Origin of the sequence: Mycobacterium sp. E2497 (assembly GCF_001668695.1) — a bacterium.
Lineage (GTDB): Bacteria > Actinomycetota > Actinomycetes > Mycobacteriales > Mycobacteriaceae > Mycobacterium.
Map to the genome: position 1 here is coordinate 19,288 of NZ_LZKD01000232.1, position 25,232 is coordinate 44,519.

Annotated in this window: 22 protein-coding genes; 16 read left to right on the forward strand and 6 right to left on the reverse strand. The window is 60.6% G+C overall.

The window, feature by feature from the left end; all coding sequences use genetic code 11:
- The first annotated feature begins 106 nt into the window (after nucleotides 1-106).
- Nucleotides 107-1,387, forward strand: a complete 1,281-nt coding sequence (locus A5713_RS21710; RefSeq protein ID WP_068098325.1) for a glycosyltransferase — start codon at nucleotides 107-109, stop codon at nucleotides 1,385-1,387.
- 130 nt (nucleotides 1,388-1,517) lie between these two features.
- Here A5713_RS21710 and A5713_RS21715 read toward each other — a convergent pair whose 3' ends face one another.
- Together A5713_RS21715 and A5713_RS21720 are read right to left on the reverse strand one after the other, a co-directional pair.
- Nucleotides 1,518-2,615, reverse strand: coding sequence for a glycoside hydrolase family 99-like domain-containing protein (locus A5713_RS21715; RefSeq protein WP_068098326.1), 1,098 nt, complete (start codon nucleotides 2,613-2,615; stop codon nucleotides 1,518-1,520).
- A gap of 480 nt (nucleotides 2,616-3,095) precedes the next feature.
- Nucleotides 3,096-3,962: a class I SAM-dependent methyltransferase gene (locus tag A5713_RS21720; RefSeq protein WP_231980583.1), complete on the reverse strand. Its 867-nt coding sequence runs from the start codon at nucleotides 3,960-3,962 to the stop codon at nucleotides 3,096-3,098.
- A gap of 391 nt (nucleotides 3,963-4,353) precedes the next feature.
- Here A5713_RS21720 and A5713_RS21725 point away from each other — a divergent pair, with 391 nt between their 5' ends.
- From A5713_RS21725 to A5713_RS21735, 3 genes are all read left to right on the forward strand, one after another.
- Nucleotides 4,354-5,892, forward strand: a complete 1,539-nt coding sequence (locus A5713_RS21725) for a hypothetical protein (protein WP_156751977.1) — start codon at nucleotides 4,354-4,356, stop codon at nucleotides 5,890-5,892.
- Nucleotides 5,893-6,488: 596 nt separating this feature from the next.
- The gene (locus A5713_RS21730; protein WP_068098328.1) at nucleotides 6,489-6,869 is read left to right on the forward strand and encodes a hypothetical protein; all 381 of its coding nucleotides are present in this window, start codon (nucleotides 6,489-6,491) and stop codon (nucleotides 6,867-6,869) included.
- A gap of 26 nt (nucleotides 6,870-6,895) precedes the next feature.
- Nucleotides 6,896-7,873, forward strand: a complete 978-nt coding sequence (locus A5713_RS21735) for a sulfotransferase family protein (protein ID WP_156751981.1) — start codon at nucleotides 6,896-6,898, stop codon at nucleotides 7,871-7,873.
- A gap of 215 nt (nucleotides 7,874-8,088) precedes the next feature.
- Here the strand turns inward: A5713_RS21735 and A5713_RS21740 are convergent, their stop codons facing one another.
- From A5713_RS21740 to rfbH, 3 genes are all read right to left on the reverse strand, one after another.
- Nucleotides 8,089-8,508 (reverse strand): GtrA family protein, encoded by a 420-nt coding sequence (locus A5713_RS21740; RefSeq protein WP_231980585.1) that lies wholly within the window; start codon nucleotides 8,506-8,508, stop codon nucleotides 8,089-8,091.
- Between the two features lie 68 nt (nucleotides 8,509-8,576).
- Complete coding sequence (rfbG, locus tag A5713_RS21745; protein WP_068098331.1) at nucleotides 8,577-9,593, reverse strand: CDP-glucose 4,6-dehydratase; 1,017 nt, start codon at nucleotides 9,591-9,593, stop codon at nucleotides 8,577-8,579.
- Nucleotides 9,594-9,595: 2 nt separating this feature from the next.
- Nucleotides 9,596-10,957: a lipopolysaccharide biosynthesis protein RfbH gene (rfbH, locus tag A5713_RS21750; RefSeq protein ID WP_068098332.1), complete on the reverse strand. Its 1,362-nt coding sequence runs from the start codon at nucleotides 10,955-10,957 to the stop codon at nucleotides 9,596-9,598.
- A 187-nt stretch (nucleotides 10,958-11,144) separates the two neighbouring features.
- Here rfbH and rfbF point away from each other — a divergent pair, with 187 nt between their 5' ends.
- The 9 genes from rfbF (at nucleotide 11,145) to A5713_RS27870 (ending at nucleotide 20,650) form a co-directional block, all read left to right on the forward strand.
- Nucleotides 11,145-11,921, forward strand: coding sequence for a glucose-1-phosphate cytidylyltransferase (gene rfbF / locus A5713_RS21755; RefSeq protein ID WP_068098333.1), 777 nt, complete (start codon nucleotides 11,145-11,147; stop codon nucleotides 11,919-11,921).
- A gap of 1 nt (nucleotide 11,922) precedes the next feature.
- A complete protein-coding gene (locus A5713_RS21760; protein ID WP_068098334.1) occupies nucleotides 11,923-12,858 on the forward strand; it encodes a glycosyltransferase family 2 protein in 936 nt (311 codons plus the stop codon).
- Between the two features lie 235 nt (nucleotides 12,859-13,093).
- Complete coding sequence (locus A5713_RS21765) at nucleotides 13,094-14,629, forward strand: N-acetylneuraminate synthase family protein (protein ID WP_197516437.1); 1,536 nt, start codon at nucleotides 13,094-13,096, stop codon at nucleotides 14,627-14,629.
- The gene (locus A5713_RS21770) at nucleotides 14,629-16,533 is read left to right on the forward strand and encodes a thiamine pyrophosphate-binding protein (protein WP_197516438.1); all 1,905 of its coding nucleotides are present in this window, start codon (nucleotides 14,629-14,631) and stop codon (nucleotides 16,531-16,533) included. Before A5713_RS21765 ends, A5713_RS21770 begins: the two co-directional genes overlap by 1 nt.
- A complete protein-coding gene (locus A5713_RS21775; RefSeq protein WP_068098336.1) occupies nucleotides 16,517-17,239 on the forward strand; it encodes an HAD family hydrolase in 723 nt (240 codons plus the stop codon). Before A5713_RS21770 ends, A5713_RS21775 begins: the two co-directional genes overlap by 17 nt.
- A gap of 391 nt (nucleotides 17,240-17,630) precedes the next feature.
- Nucleotides 17,631-18,554: an FkbM family methyltransferase gene (locus tag A5713_RS21780; protein ID WP_082973090.1), complete on the forward strand. Its 924-nt coding sequence runs from the start codon at nucleotides 17,631-17,633 to the stop codon at nucleotides 18,552-18,554.
- Between the two features lie 349 nt (nucleotides 18,555-18,903).
- Entirely contained in the window at nucleotides 18,904-19,557 is a 654-nt protein-coding gene (locus tag A5713_RS27865) for a methyltransferase domain-containing protein (RefSeq protein WP_197516439.1), read from the forward strand.
- Complete coding sequence (locus A5713_RS28480) at nucleotides 19,554-19,703, forward strand: hypothetical protein (RefSeq protein ID WP_156751978.1); 150 nt, start codon at nucleotides 19,554-19,556, stop codon at nucleotides 19,701-19,703. The genes A5713_RS27865 and A5713_RS28480 overlap by 4 nt, the downstream gene beginning before the upstream one ends.
- A complete protein-coding gene (locus A5713_RS27870; RefSeq protein ID WP_156751979.1) occupies nucleotides 19,700-20,650 on the forward strand; it encodes an FkbM family methyltransferase in 951 nt (316 codons plus the stop codon). Before A5713_RS28480 ends, A5713_RS27870 begins: the two co-directional genes overlap by 4 nt.
- A 35-nt stretch (nucleotides 20,651-20,685) precedes the next feature.
- On the opposite strand, the gene A5713_RS21790 is transcribed toward A5713_RS27870, so the two are convergent.
- Nucleotides 20,686-21,888 carry an NAD-dependent epimerase/dehydratase family protein gene (locus A5713_RS21790; protein WP_197516440.1) on the reverse strand — a complete coding sequence of 401 codons (1,203 nt, stop codon included), beginning with the start codon at nucleotides 21,886-21,888 and terminating at the stop codon, nucleotides 20,686-20,688.
- On the opposite strand from A5713_RS21790, the gene A5713_RS21795 reads away from it, so the two are divergent.
- The 3 genes from A5713_RS21795 to A5713_RS21805 form a co-directional block, all read left to right on the forward strand.
- Nucleotides 21,866-22,831 (forward strand): GDP-mannose 4,6-dehydratase, encoded by a 966-nt coding sequence (locus tag A5713_RS21795; RefSeq protein ID WP_068098339.1) that lies wholly within the window; start codon nucleotides 21,866-21,868, stop codon nucleotides 22,829-22,831. The two genes, A5713_RS21790 and A5713_RS21795, sit on opposite strands and share 23 nt — an antisense overlap.
- On the forward strand, nucleotides 22,828-23,931 hold the full coding sequence (locus tag A5713_RS21800; protein ID WP_068098340.1) for a glycosyltransferase family 1 protein: 1,104 nt from the start codon (nucleotides 22,828-22,830) through the stop codon (nucleotides 23,929-23,931). The genes A5713_RS21795 and A5713_RS21800 overlap by 4 nt, the downstream gene beginning before the upstream one ends.
- Nucleotides 23,932-24,118: 187 nt before the next feature.
- On the forward strand, nucleotides 24,119-25,232 hold a 1,114-nt coding region (locus A5713_RS21805; RefSeq protein WP_082973094.1), incomplete at its 3' end, for a glycosyltransferase.

The following is a 25,232-nucleotide window of genomic DNA, read 5'->3' on the forward strand; positions in this document are numbered from 1 at the left end:
ACGCACGAATCAGTGGGCGAACGCCACCATGACCAGCTGACCCGGGCGATAATGACGGAACTCCCCGGACATCGTCGGGCAGAACAAACGAAAGGCCATACCCTTCATGAAATTTGTGCTGGCATGCTACGGCAGCCGGGGCGATGTCGAGCCCAGCGCGGCTATCGGCCGTGAGCTCTTGCACAGAGGACACGGCGTTCACATGGCCGTCGCTCCTGATTTGGTCGGCTTTGTCGAGTCGGCCGGCATCGCGGTCGTCGCTTTCGGACCGGATCTACAGTCGTTCGTTGAGGCACAACGCAAATTTCAGAACGGAACGGATTCGCTGCGGAACTTCTGGAAGATACGGGATCAGATCAGGTTAAAGCGAGAAGCGCGGGAGCTCCACACCCAATGTTGGAGACAGATCAGCGCGACACTGATGCCGCTCTCGGACGGTGCCGACCTGCTGTTCACCGGCCTCACCTACGAGGAGGTCGCAGCCAACGTCGCCGAGTATCACGACATTCCATTGGCTACGTTGCATCACTATCCGATACGGGCAAACAGCCAGCTTCCTTCAATCCTGCCGCCGCCGTTGCTCCGCCAGGCCATGACGATGAACGAGTGGCTGCTTTACTGGCAAGTTTTGAAGAAGGTCGAGGACACACAGCGCCGTGAGCTCGGCCTACCGCGGGCAAGAACCCCTACGCAGCGACGGATAGCGAAACGTGGCTCGTTGGAAATCCAGGCATACGACGAGTTTTGCTTCCCAGGGCTGGCAACCGAATGGGCAAAATGGGGTGGCCAACGCCCCTTTGTCGGCGCGGTGGCTATGGAACTGACAACCGATGCCGACGACGAGGTGACGTCCTGGATAGCCGCGGGAACACCGCCGATTTGCTTCAGCCTCGGCAGTACACCCGTCGAATCTCCGGCCGACACAGTCGAAATGATTAGCGAAGCCTGCTCGCAGTTGGGAGAGCGGGCCTTGATTTGCGCCGGCGGGACTGACGTTGGCGATGTGCCCCGTGTCGACGACCACGTCATGCTGGTAGGCGCGGCCAACTACGCGGCGACGTTTCCCGCGTGCCGAGCAATAGTTCACCACGGCGGGTCGGGCACTACAGCCGCGAGCCTCCGTGCCGGAGTCCCCACGCTGATCCTTTGGACGTGGCCCGACCAGGCGATCTGGGGAGCCCAGCTCGATAAGCTCAAAGTCGGTACCGCCCGGCGCTTTTCGACCACCACTCTCGAATCGCTGATTGCCGACCTGCGTCAGGTCCTCGCCCCGAAATACCTCACTCGGGCCCGCGAGATTGCCACTCGGATGAGCAAACCCGCGGAAAGCACTCGCCGCGCGGCCGATCTCCTCGAAAGCTTCGCCCGCGCGACGCGTTTCGCCTAACGCGAATCCGACCGCAACTTTGTCCGGTGCCAGGCAATTGGTTGCTGTGAGTTGGCTGCACCACGATGTAACCCCGCCAAATCGCCACGGATCCAGGCGTGGCCGATTACCCACGTCGGGCACTTCCCGCTTAATCCTGCCCGGTGCTGGATACCGCCGCTGCACCCCCAAACACTTTCCGCACCGCCTCCAGAAAGCGATATCCGTTGCGGAGGTCCGGCTCGAGATGACAGCCTTCGGCCCACTCATTCCAGGCATTGATGAAAACGAGTTGCTCATCCTCAGGATAAGAAGCCACTCGGTTCGCCGCATCGCGCATCCATGCTTCGAACAAGTCGGCGTCATCATTCTGAATGATTACTCTGCCGGACCGCGCAGAATTATCCCAACTCGGGGTAACGCACGGGAAACACCTTTCGATCTGTGGCCGAGCCATGGCGGCGCTGACCATTGCCGCGTAATCGTAGACGACGAATTCCTTTCCCCGCAGACGGTTTAGCAGGCGAGGAACCAAATAGCGCCGCGACGAGGCAACAAGCTGCGGCTGCAGCGATCTGAAATGTGGCTCGAATCCGACGATGGCGTCGAAACCTTGGGCTATCGTCTCCGCATCACCCATGCTGTGCATATAACTACGAACGGCGCAGAGATAGATGCCCGGTAGGCCCATCGATTCGGCTTTGGCGCGCCATCTGGCGATAGTCGACCGAATATCGGGGAATTGGTCGATGCGATAGATGAGGAAAATTGGCTTGTCATCAATCCGTATATAGCGTGGATCGAAGAAGGCCTTGCCGAGATATTCGAAGTGCGCCTCCGGATCATAAGTGTCATGATCCGACTTGATGAGTATTTCCTCTTCACGGCCGTCCCAACGCCGGTTCCAGGTCTCGTTGGCCCAACAGATGCAGAAGGGGAAGTCCGGCTCCTGGTCGGTAAGAATGGCGTCAAGCGGTTTCTCCAGCAAGAGTTTGCCGTTGAACCAGTAGTGGTAGTAACAAAAACCACCGATGCCGTACTTCCGGGCTAGCTCCGCTTGCGCGATTCGCGTCTCGCGCAGACGTAGATCGTAGAAACCCAGATCAGCAGGGATATGCGGTTGATGATGGCCACGAAAAAGGGGACGTGCTTTGGCAACGTTGACCCATTCGGTGAAGCCACGGCCCCACCATCGATCGTTTTCCGGGATCGGGTGAAATTGCGGTAAGTAGAACGCGATGGCCTTCATGACACCTCAGTGGCCAGATGATCGAATTGCTTGGCAATCTGCCGTTCCTTGCTTATGGAGCACACCTTCAAACATCCATCCAGCACGCAATCGTTCGATGTTGATGATCGCTGTCGTCCTTGTCTCATGGCTGCCCACTCCTTGCCGTTCGGCTGCGACGCGCGTTAGCCAGATTCCCCCGCGCAGATGGTAGCTCACTCACCGCTAACCGGCACCGATTCGTGCTCATCGATATGCTTGGGGCGGCGTGTTGCCTACCTTGCTGGCGCGACATCATTCGTCACTGGTCAGCCGCATCTGAAATCTGGCTGGGCCGCCCATCGCGACTTTGACCGCATGTGCCGCCGAAGCATTAACGGCGGCAACGGATTTCATCACTGTCGCGGTGAGCCGCGGATCCAGGATTGATCGGAGGCGCTCGATTGCCGATGCCACTCACGGCGATGGCCGAGCCGGTTGAACGGGGCCGCTCCAACCCCTCTACCGACCAACGGAACTTGGCAGCACGCGGCGCCCCTTCGCACGATGGATCAGGGCTATGGAGTCATAGAACTCAACCTTCTCGATGAGCGTCGTCGCAAGCGGTACCGAGATCTCCGTCAACCGGTGTGGGTCACCCTCGTGGAAGTTGAGATAGCCGTCCGCCACCTGGTAGTGCGCGTGCATGGCGTCGATGAGCCATTTCGTGAACTCGACGAAAGACATCCGGTCGTCGCGGAACTCCGTCCAATAGTTCGCATGGATGTCCTCGACTATGTAGATGCCGCCCGACGCGAGTCCATCAGCGAAGAGGTGGCGAAACGTCTGTACCATGTGCGATGCCATATGGCTGCCGTCGTCCAGAATCACGTCGAAGGGGCCGAACTCGCTCACGACGCTCCGTAGAAAAGATTCGTCCTGCTGACCCCCGATCCGGACATGGATCCGTTGTGGAGGATCGTCGAACTGCCGGGCGGCGGGATCTATATCGACGCCGACTATCACCGACTCTGGATGCAAATAACGCCGCCACAGCTGCAATGAGCCACCGCGAAAAACGCCGATTTCCATCATCCGTATGGGCCGCGACTTGAATGGAGCCAACGCCGACTCGTAGATCGGCAGATAATGCCGCCACTTCAAGATGTTCTCGCTAGTCGCAAAAATCGACGCCAACTCACCACCAGCGGCAGGCGTCTCGGAGACCGACCAGTTCACTGGCCCGCTGAGCTCCGGACCGAGAGCCTTGAGCATGCGGCGCCTGCCGCGGTAGGGGTAGCGCCGCATCACGAACGGCGGTCGAGGCAATAGGACGAGGTTGACGAGGATCGACAAGTCGCGGATGCGGTTCTTCAATGCGGAAATCACACCACCTTTCCGTGAGGCTGGCGGTATCGGCCGCTTTGGGCTCGAGGTCACCCTATGCGCGGAAAGATGTCAAGGTTCGCACCCTTGACATGGCCCACACACCACTACGCCGCGACCGAAACATGCAGCACACCAACAAGATTACAAGTGCCGATCGGATGCGAGAAGGATCTCATCGGATCCACCCTGGAAGAGGGTGATCCAACAGGGAACTATGCGTTCGTCGAAGACTGCCCCCGCGAGGCCTGAGGCCGAGGGCTGACACGACGCGCTAGATCGAGAGCGACAAAACAATCCCAATCTGGCAACAACTCAGTGCGATTGCCCTAGACTGCCGATTGCCGACCGGCCTTCGCTCCCACTCTTTCGCGCAGAATCGAGGCGGACGCAGATGAATCGATCCCTCGATGTGCGACGTGGTGCGGTGACTGCGCTCGGGAGGCGATTCCATGAAGTCGCATCCCAATCCGAACGCACGATCCTGCTCGGCACGATCCTGCTCGCAACGGCCCTTGCCGCGGTCACAGGCTACGTCCTCGTCCAGTGCTTCTCTGTTGATGTCCTCTCCTCGCTTCTGTGGATCCCCCAAGACTGCTGGCAGGATCGTGGCATAAATATCGGTCGGCACTGCTTCAGCGACTATTCCGGGGTCGTGCAGGCCGGTATGCGGTCCAATCCCTGGGCGCCTTCCCCGCTGGTAGGCCCGTGGAATAATTACCAGCCGATGGGGTCGGCGTACCCGGCGGCCGGAATGGTGCCCCATTTATTGTTCGGACTTCCCGCCAAGTGGCTAGGGGTCCCGCAGCTAGGGCTTGTCAGTTATCTACTGGCACTGACGATTGCGGTCCTTTCTCCCGCGGTGTGGGCGGCCCGGGGGGCACATGGTCTCGAGCGGGTGGTTGTCTTCGTGGCGCTGGGCGCTGCCGCTATCCCAGCCTGGGCGGTAATCGATCGCGGCAACTCGGCGGGGTTCGCCGTACCGGTCGCACTGATTTTCTTAGTGGCGTTGTGCCGCCGGCGGTGGACCCTCGTCGCGGTCATGGTGGTCTTGGCTTCGCTGATAAAACCACAGTTCGCCGTGCTGGCGGTGGCCTTGCTGGCTGTTCGACAATGGCGGTTGGGCGGCATGGCGCTCGCTGGCGTTGCGGTGTCCAATCTCGTCGCGTATCTACTGTGGCCGCGTAATTTCCCGGCGACAATCGCACAGTCGATGCACAACATGTCGTACTACAGCCATTATTTTCCAGGGCTTGTCGGCTTGCGAAATATCTCCTTCGGCAGAGCGCTCCTGGTGGTGCCGGACATGGCGAAAGCCGCCCGATCGGGCGGCATACCGGACGGCTTCCTGGCGGGTCCACGATCTCTAATCGGGTATGGCGTCTTGGCGCTTATCGTGGTCTCCGTGCTGGCTCTCGGGCGGCGCATCCCACCTGTCATGGTTGGCATTGTGCTGCTGGCGGGTGCCGCACTCTCCCCGGGTTTGGTCATCTTCTACTATCTGGTATTCGCTCTACCGATCGCGGCGGTGGTTGTCCGAGACCCCGCCGGGCCCCCGGGTGCCGGGATATTCGAACGCCTTGCGTCCCGCGACGGCCGCCGTCGTGGCGTCGGTATGTGTGTGTCTTTCGCGACGGCGCTCAGCATCGCTCAGGTTCCCGTGCCCGGCCAGGCGAATCCAATACCGGTCTTCGGGCAACTTGGTGCCAAGGGAATCATCGGTACTGCCCAGACCGTCTTGACTACAGCGGGGTTAGCGCCGCTCCTTTGGCTGCTCGCATGCGTGGTGATCATCGTTTCCTACGCGCGAAGACCAGCAAAATGGGGTGATGGCAGTGATCAAGCCGGGGACGTTCCGCGGGATACTGCTGCCCGCGCCAAGTCACGACCAACCGTGGTGACGACAGAATCGTCACCACGCGAATCGGCCTGATATGCAGCGCTGGCAGCGGTATCCCGTCCAACCGCGATGGACGGGGCAACGATTCCGCGCTTCTCAATAGCTAATTGATCACGTAACCGCCCGAATGGACCGATCCGGGCATTGCCTGACGCAGAAGCTGAGCGGTCTGTACGAATGCATGACGCGTCACCGGGCGCATGCGAATGTGATATCGGTTCCTCGCTAGAGTTGGCGGCGTTCTTGGGCCGCTCGGAAAATGCGGGCTGCCTGATCCTCCGTGGGTTCACGACTGCGCGTCGGGGTTGCGACGGGCGCGGCAACCGGTCGGCGCCGTAGAGCCGTGCCGTCCACACTGCATATTGAGCGGCGGCCGCGATCCCCGTTACGGCTATCCGTCACATGTAGCAACACTTGCGCGATGTCCGCGGCTCGCTGGTACGGTGGCATCCACCAGCAGATTAAGGCAAAACCCCAACGGGAAATTTACTCGTCAGCAAATTTATTTCGCACTCGGGCTCTACCTTCAACTGCTTGGCACCGGGCACCAGTCTGAAGAAAGTCGGGAGATGCGCGAAGACGAGTGTGGATCGGCTTTTGGGCTCCGCTGGCCCGACTTTCTGAGCCGGATGGATGAGCAGCTCGACGAATTGGCCGCCGAAGGCCAGCAGATGGCGCAGCTGCTCCAAGTGGCGATCGAGATCGGCGCCGATCTCGAGCTGGACGCGATACTGCACCGCATCGTGGCCGCCGCGGACGACCGGCTCGGGCGCTGCTTCTGCGAGGCCGACGAGGTCACCGTCCGCGCGCTCGCGTCCGCGGCATCGGTGGCCATCGACAACGCCCGCCTGTTCGACCGGGTCCGCGCGGGCGCCCGGTGGACCGACGCCAGCCGCGAGATCAGCACCGCCCTGCTGTCCGAGTCGTGCCCCGGCGTGCGGCCGCTGCAGCTGATCGTCGAACGCACCGCGGAACTGACGGGGGCGTCGGGCGCGGAGTTGCGGTCGTGAGCGTCGATGCCGGGCAGACCGGGGCCATGGCCCCGCCGGTCGCTCTGTTCGTATTGGGCATGTTCCGGTCCGGAACGTCGGCGCTCACCCGTGTTCTCTCGCTGTGCGGCGGTACGCTCCCGGCCAGTCTGGTGGGTGCCAGGGTGGGCAATCCGCTCGGCCACTGGGAGCCGCGCGCCGCCAACTACCTCAACGAATCAATACTGCACCGCCACGGCAGCAGCGTGTTCGATCCGTCGCTGCGGCTGCAGGAAGAGGATGCATTCACTGCCGAAGAGAACGCCGCCTGTATCGCCGAGATTCGGGGGTTTCTGACCACACTGCCGGTCGCGCCGCTCGTGGTCATCAAGGATCCGAAGATAACGGTGCTGCCCGACCAGTGGTTCGAGGCGGCGCGTCTGGCCGGATTCAACATCGCAGTCGCGATCACGGTGCGCCACCCGCAGGAGGTCATGTCATCGGTTGCGGCGCTCAATAAAACCTCGCCGGAACTCTCTGGTGCGTTGTGGCTGAAATACACTCTGATGGCCGAGAGACGCACGCGCGATCTGCCGCGCGTGTTCGTCGACTACGCCAACCTTCTCGACGACTGGCGCCGGGAAGTAGAGCGGGTCTCCGCAGCGCTCGCTATCGATCTGACCACGCGGGACGAGGACGCAATCGACGCCTTTCTCGCACCGGATCTTCGGCATACGAGACACTGTGGCCCCGTGACCGACGTCTTTGGCACAGACTGGATGCCCGCAACATACGAGGCGCTGCGCGCCGCTGCACGGGACGAGCCTTTGGACGAGCCTGCACTGGATCGCGTTTTCGACGCGTATCGGACGAGCGAACATGCCTTCCGCGTGGCGTTCGAGGATTTCCGCGATCACCACAACGGTGTGCTCTTCCGGCCGTCCATCAGGAAGCTGGTCAACGAGGTCGTCGCGAAGACTCACTTGGAAGGCGTACTTGCCCGGCCTTCCGTCTCGAAGCTGGCGCATGAGATTCGTCGGTGGTAAGCAACCGCAGCACGCCACGACACGCGACGCCCCCAGGCGAAGCTTCAGGGGAGATGCTCCAACGCGGATCTGTCAACGCCTTCCATTCGATCGGGCAAAGGTCCATGGCGAATTACAGTTCACGACGCAAAGCCGACGATGTTGATTCGCAGCAATGATGAGACGGCGAACAACCACCGCACCGCTGGTCACCGGCAGCTTTGACCGCCCCATGCTTACATGCGTGACGTTTCGTCCCTAGTGTCGGCCGCACCGCGCCGGAAGGTGAAGTGCCGGTGACCGAAATAGCTCAGCACCGTGCCACATACCAAGATGATTGCCTGCGCCGGGATGCGGTGCAGGCCTAGCTCGACCAACACCGGCAAGGCGACCGCGTTGATACCTAATCTGGTGAGGTAGATGGTCCAGAAGCGCATCAGGTCAGTCAGCACGTGGCCTGTGACGCGGAACACGAACCGCCGATACATTGCGAAGGCGAACAAGACGGTCAGCGGGTGCGTGATAACGATGGTCGCCAGCGCCGCGGCGACCGCGCCGAACCGGTGGTCGACAAAGTGGCCAACGGTCTCAGAACAGGCGACGAAGATTCCGAAGCCGACCACCGTGTTGATCGCTCCAACCGCCAGGAACGCCACGCGCTGGTCGCGGACCAGCCGGATCAGCGGCCCGGGGAGAGCCGATTCGGGCGGAAAGTCGAATTCACTCATTCGAGGCCTTCGAAGGCGGCGATCTGCCGCCGGGTCGTCGTGAGTGCGTCGGCGCCCGCGTGCACGCGCCGCTCCCAGTCGATCGTCCATGCCACGGCATCGCGGAATCCGAGCCGGTTGCGCCAGCCCAGCTCGCAGCGCGCTTTCGAAGGATCCAACGCCAGCAGATGCGCCTCGTGTGGATGGTCTCCGCCATCGACTACCCAATGCGCCCCGCCGCCCCATAGCTCGGCCGCCAACGTCGCCACTTGTCCCACCTCGATGAAGCTTTCGCGGCCGGGCCCGAAATTCCACTCGCCCAGCCCGGAGCCGTCAAGCAGTGCGTCGACCAAGGTGAGGTAGCCATTCAGGCAGTCGAGAACGTGCTGCCAGGGTCGCACCGCTCGAGGGAACCGCAGTAGGGGCGCCTGGCCGAGCGAATACGCGGCGATCAAGTCAGGTAGCAACCGATCACTACTCACGTCGCCACCACCGATGACGTTACCTGCACGAGCGATGGCGGTGGGGGGGCCCGGAAAACTGCGAATCCAGGATTGGGCGAGCATATCGGCCATCGCCTTCGATGCGCTGTAGGGATCGTCGCCCCCGAGGGGGTCGGTCTCAGCGTAACCAGCCTCCTGGTTGATGTTGCGGTAGACCTTGTCGGTGGTAACAACGAGATGCGCCCGTACCGACGGCGTTGCCGCGGCGGCTTCCAGCACGCTAAGCGTACCCATAACGTTGGTCTCATAGGTGTAGCGCGGGTTGCGATATGACTCGCGGACCAACGACTGGGCGGCCATATGCACGACGACATCCGGAGCCGCGGCCGTCACCGCAGCCATAGTCGCCTCGGCGTCGCGGATGTCCACGCGGAAATCCGAGACAAGCCGGTCCGCGAGCTGAGCCCGCTTGAAGAGGCTGCCCTCAACGGGGTCGAGCGCCAAGCCAGACACCTGGTGTCCACGGCTGAGCAGCAGCAGCGTCAGCCAAGCCCCTTTGAAGCCGGTGTGCCCGGTGACGAGGTAGTGCACGCTTACCGCGCAGCTTCGGCCATGTAGTCCCGGATGGAGTCGGCCAGGAAATCAAGCATCGGTGGGGTGAGGCCCGGATAAGTGCCCACCCAGAACGTCCGATTCATCACGATGTCGGTGTTGGTCAGGTCCCCGACAATCCGGAAATCGACGTTACGGTAGGCCGGCTGCTTGACCAGGTTGCCGGCGAAAAGCTGACGGAAACCGATCTTGCGGTCGTCGAGGAACTGCATGAATTTGGTGCGATCCACGGGATGGGCGGGATCAAGCGTGATCGGGAACCCAAACCACGATGGGTCGGATTTGGGCGTGGCCACCGGTAGCAGTAGCCCCTCGACACCCGTCAGCCGCGACATCAGGTAGTCGAAGTTGTTCTTGCGCGCCTGGACGAAGCCGTCGAGCTTGGCCAGCTGGGACAGCCCGATGGCGGCCTGCATGTCGGTGGCCTTCAGGTTGTATCCGATGTGGCTGTAGATGTACTTGTGGTCGTAACCCTTCGGCAGATCGCCCAATTGCCAGTCGAAGCGCTTCTGGCACGTGTTGGCCTCGCCCGGCGGGCAGTAACAGTCGCGTCCCCAATCGCGGAACGACTCGACCTGTTTGCGGACCAGCGCCGATTTCACGAAGACGGCGCCACCCTCGCCCGTCGTGATGTGATGCGCGGGATAGAAGCTCACGGTCGCGGTGTCGCCGAAACTGCCGGTGCGTTTGCCGTCGTAGGTCGAGCCAAGGGCGTCACACGAGTCCTCGACCAGCCACAGGCCGTGCGTTTCGCACAACTCCTGCACGGTGCCTAGGTCGAAAGGGTTACCCAGGGTGTGCGCCATCATGATCGCCTTGGTCTTGGGGCCCACGGCCTCGCGTAGGCGCTCCGGGATGGCGTCGTAGGTGCCCAGTTCGATGTCGACCACGACGGGGCGAAGCCGATTCTGGATTATCGGGTTGACGGTGGTGGGAAACCCTGTGGCGACGGTTAGCACCTCGTCGCCAGGCTCAAGCGGCCGCTTGCCAAACCGTTTCTTGCCTAGCTTCCCGCTCGTCAGGGCGCTCAGCGCAACAAGGTTAGCGCTCGACCCGCTGTTGACGAAGACGGCGCCGCGGGCCCCCACATAGCGGGCGAGTTCCCGTTCGAAAATCGGGTGAAATCGGCCGGCCGTCAGCCAGCCATCGAGGCAGGCATCGACCAGTGCGGCAAAGTCCTCCGGGTCGAGAACCTTGCCCGAGACGGGGACCGGTGTCGTACCGGGGACGAATTCGGATTTCGCGAGCTTGCGCTGTGCGTAGCCGCGAACGGCCGCGAGGATGTCCGCACGGTCCTGCTCGAATACGTCGTCACCTGACCTCTCGGTAGCGGGTCGTGAAATGAGGTCTCCTCGGGCTTCTCTTGTTAATACATATGATTTATCAGGCGGGCTTCGAAAACGCGCCGGGCGCGTCGCGCTATTGCTAGTGTGTCACCTGTGGTGACGTACGTCACCCCACGCCGTCCAATGCTGTACGACACTCAATGCCGCGCCGAGGGACGATTGCCTTGAGATTGGACAAGTCGCCATGAAAGCCGTACTCCTGGCGGGGGGTCTCGGTACGCGAATGCGCGAGGAAACCGAGTTCCGCCCCAAACCGATGGTCGAGGTCGGCGGCCGGCCCGTGCTGTGGCATATCATGAAAATCCTTGGGCACCACGGCATTTCCGAATTCGTGGTGTGTGCTGGTTACAAAAGTGAGTACATCAAGAGTTATTTCTCCAACTACGGGGTCTCCAATCTGGATTTCACCATCACACTCGGTGACCAATCGAGCATCCGCTACCACGGCTCCCACGACGAATTTAACTGGCGGGTAACCGTCGCCGATACCGGTTTGGACACGATGACCGGTGGTCGCATCAAGCGCATCCAGAAGTACATCGGCGAAGAGATGTTCCTGTGCACCTATGGCGACGGCATCGCCGACGTCGACATCCCTGCCCTCATCGAATTCCACCGCTCGCACGGCAAGCTCGCCACTATGACCGCCACCCAGCCGATGAGCCGGTTCGGCGTCATCGATTTAGAACAGGACGGTGCTGTCGCCAAGTTCAGGGAGAAACCGCAGACCGAAGACTGGATCAACATCGGCTACTTCATCTTTGAGCCGGGCGTCTTCGACTATCTCGACGGGGACGAAACCGTGTTAGAGGAGAAGCCGCTCTTGCGGCTGGCCGAAGACCACCAGATCGCAGCATTCCCTCACCACGGCTTCTGGCAGCCGATGGACACCTATCGAGAATCTCAGGTGTTGAACAACCTTTGGAACAGCGGAAAGCCACCCTGGAAGGTCTGGCAGTGAAGTGAAGAAAAAGATCGCTTGCATCATCCCCGCCTTCAACGAGAGCGAATGCGTGAACGAACTGGCGAAGCGGTTGGCGGTCATGTTCGACTCTGAGCCGGCGTACGAATTCGAGGCGATCATCGTCGAAAACGGCTCAACCGACGACACCATGGACAAGCTGGTCGCCATCAATGAAGCAGATCCAAGGTTCCGAATCTTGCAGTTGGCCCGTAACTTCGGAATGGATGGTGGCCTGACTGCCGGCCTCAACGTGGTCGACGCCGACGCCGTGGTGCTCATGACCGCCGACCTGCAAGACCCGCCAGAGTTCATCCCGGAAATGATTCGCAAGTGGGAAGAGGGTTACGAGAACATCTACGGAGTGGTGACGGAGCGGCGTGGTACCGGCCCAATTCGTGCAATGAACTCTCGATTGTTCTACTGGTTGGCGGGTCGGCTCACTCACGATCGAATCACAAGAAACGCCAGCGATTTCCGCTTGGTTGATCGAAAAGTCTACGAGACGGTTCGTTCGATGGACGAGCGCAACAGGTTTGTGCGCGGTCTCTTCTCCTGGGTAGGTTTCAAATCGATCGGGCTACCGATGGTTCGTCCGCCACGCTTTGCTGGCGAGTCCAAGGCGTACAGCTTCGGGGTCATCAACCTGGCATTCAAGGGGATCTTCGCTCATTCCTACTTGCCGTTGCGGCTTATCACGCTCACCGGATTCTTCTTCAGTTCCATCGCTGCTATCGCGGTTTTAGTGCTCGCCGCGCGAATCCTCTTTTATGGGATGCTGCCCTTCCCAGGGTACGGATCGCTCATCTGCGTCATGCTCATCGGTTTCGGGGTGATTACTTTGTTCGTTGGCGTCATCGGCGAATACCTCGGGCTGATTTACGAAGAGGTCAAGCAGCGTCCCAACTTCGTAGTCACGCGGAAGGTCGGGTTATGACTGAGTTGCGCGGCACCGAGGGAAGGATGTTTGTCAGGCCGAGACGCCCGCAGGATTCGGCCCGGGTTGCAGCCGAAGAGGCTGCCGACAAGAGCGCTTCCGGTCCGCTTTACCCACTCAGGCATAGAAGGTAGGCCCGTGAAATGGACGTTGGAGTGTTCTTCGCGAGGGGCGCGCAAAGTGACTCGTTCCCCGCAGGATGCCGCCCGTATCACAACAACGGAGGTCGCTCGTAGTGTTGCCGGATAAGAAAGCCATTAGGCCCGTCGTTCAATCAAGCATTCCCGACTGGCTCTTCATCTTCGAAATGGCCAACAATCACATGGGCGACGTCAATCACGGCGTACGTCTCATCAGGGAATTCCGTTCCGTCGCTGAGGGTTTCGACTTCAAGTTCGCCTTCAAGATGCAGTACCGCGCGCTCGATACATTCATCCATCCCGACTATCAGGGACGCAACGACATCAAGTATATCAAGCGGTTTGAGGAAACCCGTTTGAGCCGCGAACAGAGCCGCAAGCTCGTCGACGCTATCCGCGAAAACGGCTTCATCCCCGTCTGCACTCCCTTCGACGAGGAGTCCGTCGATCGGGTCGTGGCCGATGGGTTCGACATCCTCAAGATCGCGAGCTGCTCGCTCACCGACTGGCCACTGCTCGAAAAGGCAGTCGGCAGTACGCTGCCCATGATCGTCTCGACCGCGGGAGCGACCGTCACAGAGATCGACAATGTCGTTGCTTTTCTCAAGCACCGCAATAGGGAGTTTGTGCTCATGCATTGCGTGGCCGAGTACCCGACCAGCAACGACAAGCTCCAGCTCAACCAAATTGATTTCCTGAGCCAGCGCTATGAAGATATCCGCATCGGGTACTCGACCCACGAATTCCCGACCGAGACGCTCCCGGTGGCGATCGCAATCGGCAAGGGCTGCACCGTGTTCGAAAAGCATGTCGGTCTCGCGACCGACAAATATGGCATTAACGGCTACTCGGCGGGCCCCGATCAGGCGCACGCATGGCTTGAGGTGGCCCACGCAGCCCGTACGATTAACGGCATCTCAGGCGAGCGCTCCGAGGCGACCCAGGACGAGCTGGAAAGCCTTTTGTCGCTGCGCCGCGGCGCGTTCGCCAGCCGCGACATCAAGGCCGGCGAACACATCGGCGGTGGCGACGTCTTCATGGCGATCCCCACACAGGATGGCCACATCACCGCCAACGACTGGTCAAAATACACCCACTTCTATGCGACGACGGACATCAGGAAACATGAACCGATCCTGGCCTCCAACAGCCGCCGCGAGGAAGTGCGCGAGAAGGTATTCGACATAGTCCAACGCGTTAAGTCGCTGCTCGCCCGCGCGAATGTGGTGATTCCCGGCCAAGCCGAACTCGAAATCTCGCACCACTACGGCATCGACAAGTTCGACGAGTTCGGGATCACCATGATCACCGTGGTGAACCGCGAATATTGCAAGAAGCTCATCGCCGTGCTGCCCGGGCAGCATCATCCAGAGCAGTACCACAATTATAAAGAAGAGACATTCCATGTTCTCTACGGCGATCTCGACGTCGCGCTCGACGGCGAGGAGCGCCAATGCGGGCCCGGGGACGTCATCACCGTCGAGCGCACCGTGCGGCACGCCTTCACCAGCAAGACCGGCGCGATCTTCGAGGAAATCTCCTCGACTCATTACAAAGACGACTCGTTCTACACCGACCCGAAAATCGGCGAGAACAAAGAGCGCAAAACCTTTCTGACACATTGGATGTGATGAGAACAGCCTCTGCGGCATCAGAGAAGACCGACCTCACCATGTCCACGACCGTGCGGCTCGCGGACTATCTGTTTGCGCGCGTGCGGGAAGAGGGCGTGGATGCGGTATTCCTCGTTCCTGGCGGCGGGGCAATGTACCTTGTAGACGCACTCGGGCAGAACAGCGAACTCCGCTACGTGCCCACGCACCACGAGCAGGCGGCTGCTATTGCGGCTGAGGCCTATTCGCGCATCAATGGCCATCTCGGTTGTGCGCTTGTCACAACCGGGCCGGGCGCCACCAACGCAATCACCGGAGTCACCGGCGCCTGGATCGAATCAGTACCGCTGCTTATCATTTCCGGTCAGGTCAAGCGCGCGGATCTGATGGGCGAGAGCGGCGTGCGTCAACAGGGTCCGCAAGAAGTTGACATCGTCTCGATCGTGAAGCCAATCACCAAATATGCCATGACGGTGCTCGATCCCTCCGAGATCCGCTATCACTTTGAGAAGGCAGTGCATTTGGCCACCACCGGCCGCCGAGGGCCTGTCTGGCTCGATATCCCTCTAGACGTTCAAGCCGCGCAAATCGATGCTTCTACGCTCCAAGGGTTCACGCGGGAGACCAACGAAACCAGAAACCTCGCCGCCGACGCGGCCGAGGTCATTGATCTCATCAACGCCGCCGAACGCCCGATCATCCTTGCGGGCCATGGCATTCGACTTGCCGAGGCGGCAGGAGATTTCCGTAACCTTTATGAGGCGCTTGGCGTTCCCGTCGCCACCACTTGGAACGCGGCGGACCTCATTCCCTCGAACCATCACCTCTGTGTCGGAAAACCTGGCACGGTCGCCTTGCGTCCGCCAAATTTTGCAATCCAAAACAGCGATTTGATTCTTGCGATCGGGGCGCGGCTGGACAACGTGGTGACTGCCTACAACCCAGCAAAATTCGGCCGTCATGCCTCTAAGATCATCGTCGACGTCGATCCCGCCGAGCTCAACAAATTTTCCGCTGACATGAAGATCGCTCGCGCGATTTGTGCTGACGCGCAAGATTTCATAAGCGCGATGCTGGCACAGAGGTCGCAGTTCGCCATGAAGGACCGCTCGTCGTGGCTTGACCGCTGCAACGGTTGGAAGGCACGCTATCCCATCAACGACGGCATGCCCTTCCCAAAGTCCGGCATCATCAGCCACTACCACCTCACGAAAGTGCTCGCCGACGAGATTGGTGAGAACACACTTATAGTCACCGGCAGCTCAGGTCTGGCGGTCGAGATCTTCCACACGGGCTTCGCCAACAAGCCCGGACAGCGCATTTTCCTGACCTCCGGCCTTGGGGCCATGGGCTATGGTTTACCGGCGATGGTTGGGGCGGCGTTAGCCTCAGGCGCGAAGTCCCTGGTCGGAATCGAAGGCGACGGCAGCCTCATGATGAACATCCAGGAGCTACAGACTATCCGCGTCCTCGACCTGCCGCTAAAGCTGTTCCTCTTCGACAACGGCGGCTATGCCTCGATCCGCAACACCCAACGCAACTATTTCGAGGGCCGTTACGTCGGAACTGGGCCAGAAGCACGTCTCGGGCTACCCGATTTCGTGCAGCTCGCAAAGGCAAACGGCATCGACTCAATGCGCATCGACGATGCAGCAGACCTCGAATCGGGCGTCCGCAAGGCACTTTCGCAGCGCGGACCGGTCATCGTCGACGTGCGGGTCCAGACCGACGAGGCGCTGTGGCCGAAATCCGCGGCTCTGCCCCAACCGGACGGAACGATTCGCTCCATGCCGCTAGAAGACATGTCCCCGCTACTGCCGCGCGCGGAGTTCCGCGCCAACATGATTGTGCCGCTGGATCCCGCTTCGGAGCACTTGCCCGGACAAGTCATCGAGCAGTCCAAAAGTGCCGCCAAGCCCTAACCGGAATTCGGCCGGCGCCATTCTGTTCGACCTCGACGGCACGCTCGTGGACAGCGCCCCGACGCTGACCCGCGGCCTCAACGAGATGACACGCCGCCGCGGCGTCCCGCCCGTCGAGGTTTCGTCGGTGCGGCGCTGGGTAAGCCTCGGCGGCGAAGCAATGTTACGCGGCGCGCTCGGCGGCGCGTCCGATCCGCTCCGTGATCTCGATGAGTTCCGCAACATCCTGCGCGGCCAGACTGCCGATCCCGGCGACCTTTATCCCGGCGTGCCCACCATGCTCGCGGCGCTAAAGCAGCAGGGCTACCTCATAGCCGTCTGCACGAACAAGCGGGAGGATATTGCGATTCCCTACGCCGCGGGACTCGGCATCGCCAGCCATCTCGACGTCATCGTCGGTGGGGCCCCCGGTCGGCGTCTCAAGCCCGATCCGCAGCTCGCTGACATTGCACTGGAGCAGCTGGGCGCAAGCGCGCGCAAGGCAATCTTCGTCGGCGACAGCGAAATCGATGCCGAAACCGCAGTTGCAGCGGGACTCCGCTTCGCGCTCGTTACCTTCGGCTATCCCCATGGCGACATTCACTTGATCCGGGCGGACGCTCGGCTCGACAGCTTCGACACGATGCCTAGCCTGGTGGATGCGATGTTTGCGGACTGGCGCACACCGTACGAGGAAAGTGCGGATGAACTGGTCGGCGACCCCTAGTAGTCGTCGGGATGGCCCAGGACTGAGCGCCAGATCAACATAGCGGCATATGCGCGTTTGGCGCGCAGGCAGATCCACCACGCCGCTCTCGGACACATCCGGTAGTCGAGCAACCATCCAGATGAGCTTTGCCGCTCTCGGGCGCGATGCAAGCGCGAATCGTGCGGCGGGCAACGATCGGCGCCAAGCGAAAGAGGGCTATTGCCCGGGACCGCCAAGCGGGTCGCCGAACCTGACAAGGCGTCTTGAATTCTACTGATTGGGTAGATAGACCTATGCCGGGAAACGCTGTGCGCGCGAGGACGCTACTGTGCAAGCTGCGCTTTTCCTGCCGTCATCGTCATACGTGAACGCACGACTGGCTCGGCTATAACCCGTAGTATCGAGAGCCATGCAGTTCCTCAAAAATTACTTGGTGCGGCTTGGTCCCGACCATCCTCTGGTGCATGCTGCGTTGTGGTTCAATGCTCGACGGCGGGGCTTCGGAATCACATTCCCTAACGATTGCATCGTTCTCCGCAAAGGGAATCGTGAGATGATTCTCGCCAAGACGCAGTACGTAGAGGTGCCCTGGATGCTCGGCTGTTACGACTTGTACTTCAACACCATAGAAGGCAAACCCATCGGCGGCCGCACGGTGCTGAACTTCTCGAAGCCCGGACTGCATCTCTACCTTAAGAGCCAGGTCGCCTTCTACTTCCCGTCGATTCCCGAGGACGACGTGATGGACGTGTATACCGCCAGTTACACGCCGCAGCCCGGAGACATCGTCTGGGACGCCGGTGCACATGCCGGCGCGACAGCCTATTTCCTAGCCCAAATGGTGGGTCCTTCCGGCAAGGTCTATGCCTTCGAACCCGACGAACACAACTACGAGTTCCTCACCAGGAACATTGCGATGCACGGGCTGGCTAACGTCATCCCTGTGAAGAAAGCGCTCGCCGGCACTACGGGCACAGCTAGGTTCTGCATGGACGGCACTATGTGCGCGGGATTGACCGATTACCTCGTCTACTCCGACGAGCACCTGTACCAGACGGTCCCCACTATTAGCTTCGCGGATGCCTGCGCTGAACTCGGGGAAGTTCCCAATTACGTAAAGATCGATATCGAAGGGGCTGAATTAGACCTGGTCGAATCCGCCAAGGATTTTCTGAAGACTCATGCCATTCACTTCTCCATTGAGAGCCATCGCGTCAATGGCGAGTTGACAAACAAGCGCCTGGAAAGCATCTTTTCTAGCATCGGCTATAGGGCGTGCTCGTCGGATTCCTTCGGGGAGATGTTTACCTGGGCAGATCCGGTGCATGCCTAAGAATAGGCTCGAAACCGGGAGCGTGAAAGCCATGCATATTGGGCGGAAGCATCGCTATTAACAGGAGGTTCGGCACATAATGTCTCAGCTCTGTCCGATTTGCGGGGGTCCCGGGACGGTCCAGGCGTACGGCCGAATCGCACCGTTCATTTCTCAGCTTCACAGCGAACCGAAAGACGCTCCGCGCGGTACCACACTGTGCCGCTGCGACAGATGCGATTTGGTCTATTTTTCTCATCGCTTCGATGACGACACGCTCGCTGCCATATATTCGGACTATCACAACGACCGATACCTATCGATCCGACGACACTGGGAACCTTGGTATTCGCGAAATGTCAATAACGCAATGGAGCCTGGATCCGAATCCGTCGCCGAGCGCATCGACTTCGTGAATAGCATCATCGGACCCTATGTTCAGGTCAACAGCTTGCGAAACATCGTCGACTATGGGGGTGACCAAGGCCAGTTTTTTCCGCCAGGCTACTCGGGGCCCAAGTACGTGATTGACGTCTCGGGAAAGGATTTGGTTGATGGGGTTAAGGCTGCCACATCACTAGATGAGATCCCGGACAAACCCCACCTGGTGGTCGCCGCGGGCGTTCTGGAGCACCTAGTCGACCCATTGGAGCTCGTCAAAAATGTTCGGGGTTCCATCGCCGAGGATGGAATGTTTTACGCTGAGGTACCATTGGACCGGCCCAAAGTGCGCCAATGGCATTCAGGACCGCGTTACCGTCGGTTCCTTGACTGGATTTCAGCTTCTCGTGTTACCTGGATCGCCGCTGATTTCGCCGCCGGCGTCGCACGCAACTTTGGCCGAACGGTGCCACTGTTCGGGGCCATCAAGCAGAGTGAGCACATCAACTATTTCTCGACACAATCTCTCCATACTTTGCTTACTGATGGTGGATTTCGGGTCCTCAATACCGGAGCGGACCCAACAGCCCATTACGGGGGTATCCGCCTGGGACTACTCGGGGCTCTCGCGGTCCCGGTATGAGTGACGGCACCGCCGTGCCACAGGCTGATCAAATACGGCTGATCACGCAACTGGGGCGATTATTCATAGATGCCTCTGAAAATGAGGCCGGTTTTGTATCCAAAAAGCAACAGAGCAATCGTTATTACGCGGAGGATCCAGGGTGAGCATCGCAGGTGTTATCAGAAACACGATCAACCGAAATTCCCTGACACGGAAGTGGTTTGTCGCCTTTTGTGCGCATTTCACTATCCGGTTGTTTGCATTCCAACGGTTTCTCAGCATCGCAGATCTGAAGGCCAAATTGCAGATGGCTGCCTGGAGGCGTGTCCTTGCTTCACTGGAAAAGACGCCGCTTGAAAGGGTCGAAATCACTGCCGGGAAAGCGACTTTCTTCTACCAAGATAACTGCGCTTTCCATGTATCCAATTCTGACGCTTCGCATAGCCATGCACTCTGGGTCAATGCAGAATACGAAAAAGCCGAAACAGACCTACTTCGTCGGATGATCAAACCTGATTGGACTGTAATTGATGCTGGAGCTAACTATGGCTGGTATGCCATCCATCTTTCCCGTCTTGTGGGTCCCGGCGGAAGAGTACATGCTTTCGAACCGGTCCCAGACACCTTTCGCGAGCTAAATGCCAACGTAGCGCTCAACGGTTGCCAGAACCTGGACATTTTTCCTACGGCGATCGGAAACAGCAGCGAGCCTATCAAGATCTACGTGCCACAGATCGAATTGGGCGCCGGGGCCGCATCGCAATTCCTGGATATCGGGCAGAAGATTGAAGTCCCGATGACCACGTTGGACGATTTCGCGAGAGACAAAGGCTTGACTCGAGTGGATTTCATCAAGGCCGATATCGAAGGCGGTGAGCTGGCTTTGCTGCAAGGGGGCGAAAACCTGCTGACGACCTTTCACCCCAGCATCTTGATCGAGATCGTAGATATCCATTGTCGGCGCTTCGGTCACGCGCCGCAGGATGTTTATCAATATCTCGCGGAAAGGGGCTACAGGGGCCGCTATATCAGCGACCGAGGAGACCTTCTGGATCTTGATCCCCAGCACCTTCCCAATGGGAATTTCCTTTTCGAGCCACAAGGTTGCTAAGGCTTACGGCAGCGACTCGGTGGTGTCCGTCAGGTTCATCGGAAGCTTTCGAGCGTGCGGAGAAAGCCCTCCCTTGGCGCAGTCCAGGGTGTCCAGCCCAGGCCGCGCAGTCGTGATACGTCGGGACAGCCACGCTGGATCGGGCTCGGAAGGTAGGGATCGGCTGCAGCAGCGGCCTCGCGACGCACGCGAAGCCCTCGCTGCGGCTCCAAGCCAGCGATCAGGTTTGCGAGCTCCAGGACGGTCAGCTCCGCCTCTTCGTTGCCCACGTTGTAGGCCGTGCCCATCGCGCCCTTGAGCAATATGGTGAAGCAGCCCGCGACGGTATCAGCCAGATAACAGAACGCTCGGCTCACGCGGCCGTCACTGCGCATTACCAAATCGCGGCCGGCTAGGGCGTCACCCACAAAGTCGGAAAAGACCCGGCCGTCTCCGAGGGGCATGCCGGGTCCGTAGGTATGGAAAATCCGAGCCATGGTGGCGGGGATGCCCTCTTGGGCGGCATAACAGGCGCACAGCGTCTCCCCCGCGCGCTTGCCCTCGCCGTAGCAGGACCGGACCTTGGTAGGGTCCAGGAACCCATACGCGTCCTCGTGGGTCGGAATGACCTGATCGTTGCCAAGGCCGTAAACCTCGCCGGAGCTGAAGAACAGAAAGCCGTCGGTCGGCCTGAGCTCCAGCAACTCCCGCGTCGCAAACACGTTCGCGGCAAAGGTACCTACTGGATCCAGGCCGAAGGCCCGCGGTGAGCCGGGGCTCGCAGCATGGACGACGAAATGCACTGGTTCGTCTCGCGGCGCCGGTGCACATGCGTCTTGTAAGACAAAGCGCAAGTCGTGCCGTGTGCCGTGGGCCAGGAACCGCTCCCGGAGCGCCTCTGCCCTTCGAGCCAGTGCCAGCACCCGCACCGGAGGCTGGCTTCGCGACTCATTTAGGCGTAGCAGCGTCTCCACTACGTAGGCACCCAGAAACCCCGCGGCTCCTGCCACCAGTACGGTCTTGCCTGCAAACCGTTCCCATGGCAGCGGAGCTTCGAGGATCCGGTCCAGATCGGCCTCGACGATGGGGTGACGCGCAGGGTAGGCGATGGTAAGAATTCTATCTTCCCAGCACCTGTTTGGGTTAGCTTGCTCATCACGCTCAAGGTGCCGTACGTTTTGATAGTCCTCCTTCCGCGCTTCGTCATGTCGCGGGAGATACCCGGGAGGCTTTTGATTGAGAGCGCTCATCTGCGGCATTTCCGGCCAGGATGGTGCCTACCTGGCGCGCCTGCTGCTCGATAAGGGTTATGACGTGTTCGGCACGTCGCGTGACGCTCAGGTGGGGGGTTTCGCGAATCTGGCGCAGCTCGGAATCCGCGACCGCGTACGTCTGGAGTCCATGGCATCCAACGACTTTCGCAGCGTGCTTAACGTGCTACGGAGGACCGAACCCCAGGAGATCTATAACCTTGCCGGACAAAGCTCGGTCGGTCTGTCGTTCGAGCAGCCGGTGGAGACACTCGAGAGCATCGCTATCGGTACGATCAATCTGCTTGAGGCGATACGTTTTCTCGACAAGCCGATTCGTTTTTATAGCGCCGGATCCAGCGAATGCTTTGGAGACACCGAAGGCCACGCGGCAAGTGAACAGACGCCTTTCCGTCCCCGAAGCCCTTACGCCGTGGCGAAAAGCACTGCGCACTGGCTCGTTGCGAACTACCGCGCGGCGTACGGACTGCACGCCAGCACCGGAATATTGTTCAACCATGAATCTCCCTTACGCCCCGAGCGTTTCGTCACCAAGAAGATCGTCGCGGCGGCGGTCCGTATCTCGAGGGGTGACCGGTCGCGCCTCACATTGGGCAATATCCAGATCAAACGGGACTGGGGATGGGCGCCAGAGTATGTCGAGGCTATGTGGCGGATGCTGCAGCAGCCCAACGGCTCCGACTTCGTGATCGCCACCGGTGAGAGCCACACGCTCGAAGAGTTCGCTGAGACGGCGTTCGGCCACGTGGGGCTGGATTGGCACCAATACACGGACCTCTCCGAGGCGCTACGACGACCTTCGGACCTCGCCGAAGGGCTGGGTGATGCATCGCGGGCACGCGAGGTTCTCGGCTGGTCAGCGACCTACCGGATGAGGGATGTGGTCATGGCGATGGTGGACGCCGAATTGAGTCGGACTGACCGCCAGTGAAAGTTGCCTTCGACCACCAGATCTTCTCCTTTCAGCGATACGGCGGTGTGTCACGCTATTTCTTCGAGTTGGTGAGCCGCCTGCCTGCCTATGGGGTGTCGGAGGCATTCGTCGTCGCTCCGCTGTACATCAACAACTACCTAGCCGCCGATTCTGCCCGCCACATCACGCGTGGCCGGTATGTGAATATGCCGTCCTACACCGTTGCGGGCATCTCGGTTATCCCGACCGTGAATCGGCTTGCCGCGCCGTTGGCATGGCGGGGGTTGCATCCGGACATCGTGCACGAGACGTACTTTGCCGTCAGGCCCGTCGGTAAGGGGCGGCGCCGCGTTCTGACGGTCTACGACATGATCCACGAACTATTCTCCGAAGAGTTTCCTGACGCCGCGCGGATGACCGCTGCCAAACGCGCCGCTGTCGCCCGTGCCGACCATGTGATCTGCATTTCTGAAAACACACAGCGAGACCTCGTACGGATATACGGCATCGACCAGGCACGAACGAGTGTTGTCCACCTGGGGCATTCGCTGACTACAGAGATGGCCCCCATGGACGAAGGCGCAGGTGAATGCAAGCCATCGCTCCTGTATGTGGGAAACCGTAACGGCTACAAGAACTTCGGAACGCTGCTGGAGGCCTACAGCAGCTCGCCTGTATTGCGGGAGTTCGAGCTCATAGCGTTTGGCGGCGGGCCGTTCCTGCCCGACGAGCAGCACCAGATCCAGCGGTTGGGGATTACTGACCGGGTGCACTTCGAGTCGGGTTCGGATCAAGAGCTCGCGGCACGATACCGGGCGGCCACTGCGTTCGTCTGCCCCTCCAAGTACGAGGGCTTCGGGCTACCCCCGCTCGAAGCCATGAGCCATGGCTGCCCGGTCGTGTGCAGCAATGCTGGTTCTATTCCGGAAGTAGTCGGAGACGCCGGTGTCTACTTCGATCCCAACAGCCCCGAGGAGATGCGTACCGCGCTGGAACGCGTCGCGACGACAAAAGAATTGCGGGCGGATCTGAGCGCGCGCGGCCGCGCGCGTCTGGCCGAGTTTTCCTGGGACAAGTGTGCGGCCGAGACCGCACGAATCTACCGCGAGATTCTTTGATCGCGATGCCTGCCCGGTCCACCCTTCCTCAAGGATTGACCGACGTCATCGCCACGACATTGTCAGAGTTCGGCGCCCAAACCGGCAGGCGCCAAACGAAGGAATGCCTCCTCGCCAGCTTAAGAACTAGCCATAATGAGCTCTGGCATCGTCCTCCGACACGCCAACTTGAGAGGTAGGACTCGTCGTGAAGTTTGCCCTGGCAAGCTACGGAACTCGCGGCGATGTCGAGCCCTGCACCGCGGTCGCCCGGGAACTGCGTCGCCGCGGGCACGAAATCGGCATGGCCGTCCCGCCCAACCTGGTCGCCCTCGTCGAATCGGCCGGATTGACGGCCGCCGCCTACGGACCGGATCAGCAGGACGGGTTCTGGGACACGGATTTCCTCGCCAAGTTCTGGAACTTCCCCGAGGTTAGACGGCGATGGCGGGAAGCCCAGGACATGCTTATCCGGTCCTGGGCGGACATGAGCGTGACGCTGACATCGCTGTCCGAGGGCGCCGATCTGGTGTTCACCGGCCCGGGCTTCCCGGGGATCGCGGCGGACGTGGCCGAGCACCTCGGCCTTCCGTTGGCCACCATGCATTACTTCCCGATGCGGCCCAACGGCCAGCTCGCGCCGAACCTGCCGGCGCCGCTGGTCCGCTCGGGGATGGCCGCGCTCGACTGGGTCCAGTGGCGGGTGACCAAGAAGGCCGAGGACGCGCAGCGCCAGGCATTCGGTCTGCCGAAGGCGAAGGGTCCCGCGCCGCAGCGGATGGCCGCGCGCGGCGCGTTGGAGATTCAGGCCTATGACGAAGTGTGCTTTCCCGGGCTGGCCGACGAATGGGCGATCTGGAACGGCCAGCGCCCCTTCGTCGGGACGCTGACCATGGAGCTGACCACGGACGCCGACGACGAGGTCGCATCGTGGATTGCTGCGGGAACACCGCCGATCTGCTTCGGCTTTGGCAGCACAACGGTCGATTCGCCGGCCGAGACGATCACCATGATCGGCGAGGCGTGCGCGGAGTTGGGCGAGCGGGCGCTGGTGTGCTCCGGCTGGAGTGACTTCAGTGGGGTGCCGCAGCCCGACCACGTCAAGGTGGTGGGCGTGGTGAATTACACGAAGATCTTCCCCGCCTGCCGGGCGGTGGTTCACCACGGCGGCTCGGGCACCACGGCCGCGGGTCTGCGTGCCGGAATACCGACGTTGATCCTGTGGACCGCGGGAGACCAGCCGTTCTGGGGATCACACATCAAACAATTGAAGGTCGGCACTTCCCGGCGGTTTTCGGCAAGCACTCGCGAAACGCTGGTCA